General features: G+C 51.5%; 10 protein-coding genes and 2 tRNA genes. 4 read left to right on the top strand and 8 right to left on the bottom strand.

Annotated features, from left to right (window positions below):
• Positions 1–7: 7 nt before the first annotated feature.
• The 3 genes from coaE to Q1K24_RS03040 are packed head-to-tail and all read right to left on the bottom strand — an operon-like array spanning position 8 to position 1,774.
• Positions 8–598 carry a dephospho-CoA kinase gene (coaE, locus tag Q1K24_RS03050; protein WP_300365759.1) on the bottom strand — a complete coding sequence of 197 codons (591 nt, stop codon included), beginning with the start codon at positions 596–598 and terminating at the stop codon, positions 8–10.
• A gap of 1 nt (position 599) precedes the next feature.
• A complete protein-coding gene (locus Q1K24_RS03045) occupies positions 600–1,415 on the bottom strand; it encodes a hypothetical protein (RefSeq protein WP_300365757.1) in 816 nt (271 codons plus the stop codon).
• A gap of 56 nt (positions 1,416–1,471) precedes the next feature.
• The gene (locus Q1K24_RS03040) at positions 1,472–1,774 is read right to left on the bottom strand and encodes a hypothetical protein (protein ID WP_300365754.1); all 303 of its coding nucleotides are present in this window, start codon (positions 1,772–1,774) and stop codon (positions 1,472–1,474) included.
• A 64-nt stretch (positions 1,775–1,838) separates the two neighbouring features.
• Between Q1K24_RS03040 and Q1K24_RS03035 the strand changes: the two genes are divergently transcribed.
• From Q1K24_RS03035 to Q1K24_RS03020, 4 genes are read left to right on the top strand one after another with little or no spacing between them, the layout of a single operon-like run.
• A complete protein-coding gene (locus Q1K24_RS03035) occupies positions 1,839–2,144 on the top strand; it encodes an MTH1187 family thiamine-binding protein (protein WP_300365751.1) in 306 nt (101 codons plus the stop codon).
• Between the two features lie 44 nt (positions 2,145–2,188).
• Positions 2,189–2,428: a phosphoribosylaminoimidazole synthetase gene (locus Q1K24_RS03030; protein WP_300365749.1), complete on the top strand. Its 240-nt coding sequence runs from the start codon at positions 2,189–2,191 to the stop codon at positions 2,426–2,428.
• Positions 2,421–3,416, top strand: coding sequence for a phosphoribosylformylglycinamidine cyclo-ligase (gene purM, locus Q1K24_RS03025; protein ID WP_300365746.1), 996 nt, complete (start codon positions 2,421–2,423; stop codon positions 3,414–3,416). The genes Q1K24_RS03030 and purM overlap by 8 nt, the downstream gene beginning before the upstream one ends.
• Positions 3,413–4,186, top strand: coding sequence for a YdcF family protein (locus Q1K24_RS03020; RefSeq protein WP_300365743.1), 774 nt, complete (start codon positions 3,413–3,415; stop codon positions 4,184–4,186). The genes purM and Q1K24_RS03020 overlap by 4 nt, the downstream gene beginning before the upstream one ends.
• A gap of 230 nt (positions 4,187–4,416) precedes the next feature.
• On the opposite strand, the gene Q1K24_RS03015 is transcribed toward Q1K24_RS03020, so the two are convergent.
• The 5 genes from Q1K24_RS03015 to Q1K24_RS02995 all read right to left on the bottom strand — a co-directional run bounded on the left by Q1K24_RS03015 (position 4,417) and on the right by Q1K24_RS02995 (position 8,095).
• Positions 4,417–4,493 (bottom strand) — tRNA-Asp (locus Q1K24_RS03015).
• Positions 4,494–4,682: 189 nt separating this feature from the next.
• Positions 4,683–4,758, bottom strand: a tRNA-Lys gene (locus tag Q1K24_RS03010).
• A gap of 30 nt (positions 4,759–4,788) precedes the next feature.
• Positions 4,789–6,003, bottom strand: a complete 1,215-nt coding sequence (locus Q1K24_RS03005) for an ArsS family sensor histidine kinase (RefSeq protein WP_300365740.1) — start codon at positions 6,001–6,003, stop codon at positions 4,789–4,791.
• Positions 6,004–6,013: 10 nt separating this feature from the next.
• A complete protein-coding gene (locus Q1K24_RS03000) occupies positions 6,014–6,688 on the bottom strand; it encodes a response regulator transcription factor (protein WP_300365737.1) in 675 nt (224 codons plus the stop codon).
• A 9-nt stretch (positions 6,689–6,697) separates the two neighbouring features.
• On the bottom strand, positions 6,698–8,095 hold the full coding sequence (locus Q1K24_RS02995) for a DegQ family serine endoprotease (protein WP_300365735.1): 1,398 nt from the start codon (positions 8,093–8,095) through the stop codon (positions 6,698–6,700).
• Between the last annotated feature and the right edge of the window lie 206 nt (positions 8,096–8,301).

Raw genomic sequence — 8,301 nt, 5'->3', positions numbered from 1 at the left:
AGTTTGATTACCGTGATTTGGTGATTTCGTTGAAGACGCGTTCCGTTTCACGCTGAAGATGTTTAAGGTTGGTGCTGTTGTCGATGACCCACGTCGCCCTTTTGCGCTTCTCTTCGATATCCATCTGGGCGTTGAGACGCGCTTCGGCCTCCTCTTCACTCATGCCTTCCCGCTCGATCAGCCGTTTTTTCTGAATCTCTCGGGGGGCATAGACGACAATCACATCTTTTATGGGATAGTTCGCTGTTTCGAAAAAGAGTGGAATGTCGACGATATAGGGACCTTTGAGTGCATCCTGCGTTTCACTTTGGCGGTAGATCTCTTCCCTGATTTTTGGATGCAGAAAACGCTCGAGTTCTCTGCGGGCACCTTCGTCACTGAATATGAGTCTGCCCAGTGCTTTTCGGTCGACTTTTCCATCCTTTACATACTCTTTGCCAAATATCTCGGCTATGGCCGCTGCCTCTTTGTCGATCTGGTCTCTGGCGATCTGATCGGCATCGATGATGCGCAGCCCATAGAGCTTCAGAAGGTTGCAAACGGTCGATTTTCCGCTTGCTATGCCTCCCGTAAGGGCCACGGCGTATTGAAATGCCATATCAGCGCCTGATATACTCTTTCAGAAGGTTGAACGTCGCTGTCGGCAGGGCGAACTGCGCGATATGCAGATCGCTGTTGTACCATGTAAGCCCATCCGTCAGATCGGCGCGCTGGAGATTGACGTCGGCAGTCGGATGGAAAAATTTGCTTCCAAGGGCGAACCACTGCTCCCCGCCAACGCGTACCATCGAGGTATATCGGAATGGCATGACAATTTTGAATTCGTTGCAGAGTGCAGAGAGCACCTCTTTGTGGCCGGACATATCGAAAAGCTGACTGCCCGCATCCATGACAACCAGTCCCTTTTCTGTCAATATACGGTTGACGTGCGCCATGACAACCTTGTCATCGAGATAGAGTTCGTCGAACCGGTTAATGATAACGATGTCGTAGTGTCTCTCTTTTGCATCGGCCAGAAACTGGAGGGTATCGCATATGCGGAATGAAACCCTCTCCTCTTCGAGCGCCTTTTCGTAGCATCCAAACACCTGTGCGGCATCGACAATGTCGCCATCGCGTTCGACAACATCGATGATGACATCTTTATGTTTCAGCAGCTCGGAGACCACCGCACCATCACCGCCGTCGATGACCAGTACCTTTTTGGGTTCTTCGTGCGAACACATGGCAGTATGGGCCAGAATTTCATGCCGCATCGCACTGTCGTGTTCACAATAGAGCGCCTGATCATCTTCGACGAGAATTTTTCCGAAATAGCCCGAATCGAAAATGGTTACGCCTCCCTGATCGAACAGTTTCTCTTTCACGTTATATTCGTTTTTTACAATATCAATGACACCCTGCGTCAACCACATACCAGACTCCGATAAGAAATTTTGAACGATTGTAGCAAAATCGGTTTAAAGCGTTTTTAACCAAAAATGCTTTTGCCGGCGAGAAAGGTTATGAAAATGATCAGAAACATCGCTCCGAAACGGTTGGTGTACCGTTTGTTGCCGATGAAGATGGAGATGACGGTACCCGCCAGCGTACTGAGAGCCAGAAGTCCGTAGAGAATGAAAATGAGCGCGATCTTCTCCTGGGGCAGCTCCTCTATGGGGCCTTCGACCAGTATGAAGGTCTGCACGGCTGTCCAGACGATCCAGATGTAGAGCATGACGGCAACGGAGAAGAGCCAGAAGAGAAACTGTACTTTGCCGCTGTGTTTGATCATCCGCTCGAATCCCCTACAAGTTAGATTATCGGTTATAATACTCCAAAAACGCTAAGGAGTGAATATGAGCGCACTGGTAGAATTCGCCATGTTTCCAACCGACAAGGGAGAGAGTGTCAGTGCCTATGTCAGCCGGATCATGAAGGTTTTCGAGGAGAATGGCATCACGTTTCAACTGACCCCGATGGGAACGATTTTCGAATGCGAAACCGTTGAAGAGGCGACGGCGGTCATCAACCTCGCCTATTCGGTCCTGGAACCCGACTGCAACCGTGTCTATACGACGATCAAAATGGATATCCGTAAAGGAAAAAGCGGCCGGATGAAGCAGAAAATCGCTTCGATCCGGAAGCATCTGTCGAACGGTTAATTGTGATATAATTTTGCAAAATTTTATCCATTGGAGGCAATCATATGTGCGCAGAAAGAGTTCAACGGATTTTGACGGCCATCATGCTGGGAATCGCTCTGATGTTTCTTGCACAGGGTGCGGCCGGCGACGCACTCTCTCTCAAAATCGGTGTAGCATTGCAGGTTTTCATCATTCTGATGATGCTGGTCTGGGCATTTACCAATTTCTGTCCATCTCTCTGGTTCTTCAACAAAGTGTTCGGCCCCTGTAACTGGAATAACGAGAAGAGCGATAATGAGTAACGTCAGTTACAAAGATGCCGGGGTCGATATCGATGCCGGCAACGCATTCGTCGAGGCGATCAAACCTGCCGTCAAATCGACTTTCGACGCCAATGTGATCGGCGGCATCGGTTCATTCGCCGGCGCCTACGCCATGCCGGAGGGGTACAGGGAACCGGTTATGCTGGCGGCCACCGACGGTGTGGGTACGAAGCTGAAGCTGGCCATCGAGAGCGGCAGACTCGACACGGTCGGTATCGATCTTGTCGCAATGTGTGTCAACGACCTCATCTGCAATTTCGGCACACCCCTCTTCTTTCTCGACTACTATGCGACAGGGCGGCTCGACGTCGAAGATGCCAAAGCGGTCGTCGAAGGGATTGCCGAAGGGTGCCGGCAGAGCGAATGCGCCCTGATCGGCGGAGAGACAGCGGAGATGCCCGGCATGTACAGCGAGAACGATTTTGACCTGGCGGGATTCTCGGTCGGTATCGCCGAAAAGAGTGAAATGAATCGCCTCAACTACGTGAAGGAGGGCGATCTGCTTGTGGCATTGCCGAGCAGCGGCATCCATTCCAACGGATTTTCACTGGTCCGCAAACTGCTGTTCGAAAAACTCGGGATGCGGTTCGACGAGACGTTCGACGGCAAACCGCTGATCGAGACACTTCTGGCACCGACCCGTATCTATGTCAAGACGTTCAAGGCGCTGAAAGAGAAGATCAATGCCCTGGCCCACATTACTGGGGGAGGGCTGGTAGAGAACCTTCCGCGTGTTCTTCCGGAGAATATGCATGCCGTCATAGAGGTGGAGAAAATCCGAACCCTCCCCATCTTCGATCTCATCGGCGAACATGTCGCCAAAGAGGAGATGTTCCGCACATTCAATATGGGTGTCGGCATGGTCCTCGTCGTCAGCCCCGACAACGTGGACGACGTGCTTGCCCAAAGCGACGGCTATGTCATCGGATCACTGAAACTGGGTGAAAAAGGTGTGACACTCTTTTGATCTACATCTTTTCGAAGATTTTCACCGCCTTTTTCCTGCCGCCGGGTCTTTTCATCACAATTCTGGCGGCTTTGGCATTATTTGTGAAAAAATTTCGCTGGCTGCTTGCATCGACAGCCGTTCTGTTCTATGCTCTCAGCATCCATCCGATTGCCGACCGGCTTCTTTCGCATTACGAAACACCGTACAAAAACACCCATCTGCCTCTACATGCCGACGCTGTCGTGACGCTTGGCGGCGGCAATATACGCGGCAACCCCATCCCTCTGATCGATGAAGCCTTCAAACGACACATCTACGGCCTGGCGATCGCCAGAAGGCTGGACATCCCTATGATCGTCAGCGGGACAGGTGACGGAGGTTACAACGAATTTCAGGGACTTCTCGATTCACTCCGGACATTGCGACCGATTCTTGCCGACGATCTAAACGTATCGACACGGTATGTCGACCATTTCGCCATCATTCCGGAAACACAAAGCAGCGATACATTCGAAAACGCGAAATATTCGATACACATGATCGAAAAGGAGAATCCGACCATCATTCTCGTCACGTCCGCCTACCATATGACCCGTGCTCTGCGCCTGTTTCGCCTGGCCGGCGTCGAACATCTCTATCCGGCTGCCGTCAATTTCTACATTGACGATACCAAACCGACCGACTGGCGCGACTTCGTCCCCTCGATGTGGGCACTGCTCAACAGTTACCGGGCGCTCCACGAGTTTTTCGGTCTGCTCAAAGTGCGATTGAGAGAAATTGCAGGGTAGTGTTGAGTATCGAGTACTGCGTTTTGAGTATTGTTGCGTGGATAACAGACAATGGCGCGCTGCACGGGATTCGAACCGGAGGTGCGTCAAGGAAAAGTGAACTGCTTCGCTTTTTCAGCACCGCACGACGGTGCAATCGGAGCGAAGTGAAGCCGCAGACGTCAGGCGAAGCGGGTTGAAAAGTATCTTTGAAAGATTGTGTTTTTGTCGGGATGAAAGCTTGAAGTGGATGGCGCGGTGGACGGGATTCGAACCCGCGACCCCCGCCGTGACAGGGCGGTATTCTAACCAGCTGAACTACCACCGCGCCGAAGAGAAAAAATATTATAACTATCGATGGTGACCCGTGTTGGATTCGAACCTGAGAAGCGTCAGGAAAACGCAAACTGCTTTGCGTTTTTAGCTTCGCAAGCCGATTCGATGTGCGCCTGCGCACCCGAAGACGGCGTAAGAGCGTGAAGCTTTACACTTTCATCGTCCGATCAACCGTGATCGATGGTGACCCGTGTTGGATTCGAACCAACGGCCCATTCCTTAAAAGGGAATTGCTCTACCAGCTGAGCTAACGGGTCAACCGGGACCGAAATTATACACTATTATCTTTAAAATCTAATTATGAATCGGCTCTTTCCATTCCGGTATCGGTACTCGAACGTGAAGCCGTGCGCTTTGGTAATCATGTCGACGATATAGAGCCCCAACCCCAGTCCGCTGATCGCATCATTGCCCTGCGTATATGGCTGAATATAGTAGCTCAATGCGTGGGGCAGCTTCTCCCCGCGGTTTTCAACCACGATCGCATGTTCATCCGCGATGAGATGGAACGTTTTGTCCGACGAGTATTTGATTGCATTGTCGATCAGATTTTTGAGTGCGATACTGAGCAGCTTGAAGTCCCCCTCGATACGTGCCGGCTTGATCTCGTAACTCCCCCTCTCCTTTTCGATCATCGCCAGATCGATCGCCTGGTCGACGAGATCCTGCATGACGATGGGACGGATATTGAGAGGAAACTGCCCGCTGCTGAGCTGCTCGATCGTTCCAAATTCGCTGATTGTGCTGTCAAGACGCATGAAGATGCGTTCGAGACGCTCTTTCTGTTTGCACTCCGGCAGCATCTGTACCGTCAGCAACCCCTTGGTCAGCGGCGTCTTGAGTTCGTGCATGATATTGCGGATAAAGAGATTTCGGGAACTGATGAGCAGCCGGATCCGCCCGATCGCTTCGTCGATCGCCTGGGAGACCTGGGCGATCTCGTCGCTTCCGTCGATCCTGCAGTGAATCTGCAGCTCTCCCTCTCCGAACTTCCTGATACATCGCTGCAGATATTTCAACGGACGCAGTTTGAACCAGATCGCCCAGAAAATCAAGAGTATAATCAGTGCCGTCAATCCGAAATAGACCCAGACCACCAGCGGATTGTAGGGCCTGAATTTCAGATCTTCAAAGAGAATCAGTTTGCCCCGGGCGTTGATGAGGACATAGATATGATCCTCCTTTTTGAGCATGTCGATAAAGCCCGAAGGCGTCGGCTGGCGCCCCAGTAGTTTGGCGCCCATCAGGAGTGCCTTCCCCTCCTCCTTGTCCAGGATCCACTTCATCCCATACTTTTTGGTCGTCTCCGCAATCTCTTCGGCCGTGTCACCGCGCTCGATCCGCAGAAGAATGTTCTGGGCAAAGAGGATATTGCGCTGGACGACCATCTGATTGTGGCGGAATCGGTCGTTGACGCTGTAGAAGTAGAAGGCGGTACCGGCTGCCAGAAAGGCGATGGCAAAGATCGCCGCTATGAAGACAAAGATCGAAACCCGTCTCAATACCCTATCCTCATGGCGTCAAACGGTATCCCAGGCCACGCACCGAACGGATAAAACGGGGGTTTTTCGGGTTATCTCCAAGTTTGTGGCGAATACGGCTGATGATTACGTCGATGCTCTTCAGCGAGCTCTCCTCGTGGACGGCATCGACATTGTAGATCAGGTCTTCCCGCGACACCACTTCGTTGGCATGCTCGAGCAGATAGGCGAGTATGCCATATTCTGCGGCCGTAAGATTGAGGGGCTCGCCGTAGAGATAGATCATCTTCGTCGCTTCGTCGAGAAAAAGGTCAGCTTTTTTGCCTTCCCCTTCACTCTTGTCACGTCCGATACGGCGCAGAATCGTTTTGATCCTCGCCACCAGCTCGCGCGGATCGTACGGTTTCGGCAGGTAGTCATCGGCTCCCTTTTCGAGTCCGACGATCTTGTCGGTGATATCGCTCCGGGCCGAGGAGATGATGATGGGAATGTCCGTCTTTTTGCGAATCTGTTCACACACTTCCAGACCATCCATTCCCGGCAGTGTCAGATCGAGAATGACAAGGTCAAAGTGCTCCGTTTCGAGCTCGCTCAATCCGAGAAAGGGGTCCGGAACCGAGATGACCCGAATATTGAAACGCTGCAGATATTCACTCAGAATTTCCGCGAGCTCCTCGTCGTCTTCTATCATCAGCACTTTGACCATCTACACCCTTTATTCGACGACCAGAATACGTATCATGCCGCGACGATTGATATAGACACGTTTTTTGCCCTCGTATTTTCTCATCGCCTTTTCGACATCGTCCACGTTTTTGATCATCGTGTCTTCTATCTGAATGATAATATCTCCCGGCATAAATCCGGCTTTATCGGCCTCGCTCTCCTGTTTGACCTCGGTGACGATCACCCCTTCAATATCATCCGGAATACCGAGCTGATTACGGATCTGCGGTGAAAGATTCTGAAGTGTCAACCCGCTGACAACCCCTTTGTCACCCACAATTTTGAATTGACTCTCCGGAAACTTCGCCAGTTTCACGGTGACGCTTTTAAGATGTTTGTTGCGTTCGAATGTAATGGCAACCTCTTTGCCTGGAGGGATCGAACCGATCAGATTCTTCAGATCGCTCGCATCTTTGATCTCCTTTCCGTTGACTTCGACAATCAGATCGCCACGTTTCAAGCCGGCCTTCTTCGCAGGCGTGTCGTCGTCGACATTGAGCACGACAGCCCCCTCTTTGTGCTTGTATACTTTGCGAAGGTCGGAACCGAGATCGCTGATGCTGACACCCAGATACCCATATTCGACTTTTCCATTTTCGATCAGCTGCGTGGCAACACGCTTGACCATGTTGATCGGAATCGCGAACCCGATTCCATTGTTGGCTCCGCTTCGTGTCAAAATCGCACTGTTGATTCCGATCAGCACGCCCCGGCTGTCGACCAGTGCCCCGCCGCTGTTGCCCGGGTTGATTGCCGCATCGGTCTGAATGAAATTTTCATACTGGTTGATCCCCATGCTGTCTTTTCCCAGCGCCGAAATGATTCCCTGGCTGACACTCTCGCCGACACCGAACGGATTGCCGATGGCGAAAACGAGGTCGCCGGATTTCAGGGTGTCCGAATCGCCCATTGCGATGGAGGGAAGACCTTTTCCTTCGATCTTGATGACCGCGATATCGGTTTTCGGGTCGGTACCGATGATTTTCGCCCGATACTCTTTCGTTTCACCCGGCAGCGTCACGCGAACCTCGTCCGCACCGTCGACGACATGGTTGTTGGTGATGATATATCCATCTTTCGTGACGATCACACCGGAACCGAGAGAACGCTCGATACGTTCACGCGGCATGATCTGGCCATAGGGCATATTGAAAAACTGTCTGAAAAAGGGGTCCATAAAAGATTGGGGAATATTCTGTTTGACCTTTTTCTTGGCCGAAATATTGACGACGCACCGGCTTGCATGTTCGATCGCCTTGTTGAACGAAAGCACTTTGCCCGCTTCCGGCATGACACGCATCGCGGATGGTGCCTCTTCAAACTGAACATTGGCGGCCAGCAGCGACGCAGCCAACAGTGTCGAAATCCATATGCTTTTTTTCGCCATAGAAAAACTCCTTTTTCATCATTTTTTCTGTTGTTCTGTCATATCTGGATTGGTTCTTTGCGTATCCTCTACGAGTGCTTGGCACTCATTCAAACCCTATGCGATGGTATGGTCTAAGGAAAGGAGGCAGTATTGCAAGGCACCCCTACAAGGTGCCCAAGGGAGTAAGAATGCAATTTGCTTGCATAGGGTTTGAAAGAGATCCA

The sequence above is a fragment of the Hydrogenimonas sp. genome (assembly GCF_029932565.1).
Classification (GTDB): Bacteria; Campylobacterota; Campylobacteria; order Campylobacterales; family Hydrogenimonadaceae; genus Hydrogenimonas.
The sequence above is the reverse complement of the archived record's forward strand: the minus strand, read 5'-3'. Positions and strand labels throughout refer to the sequence as shown.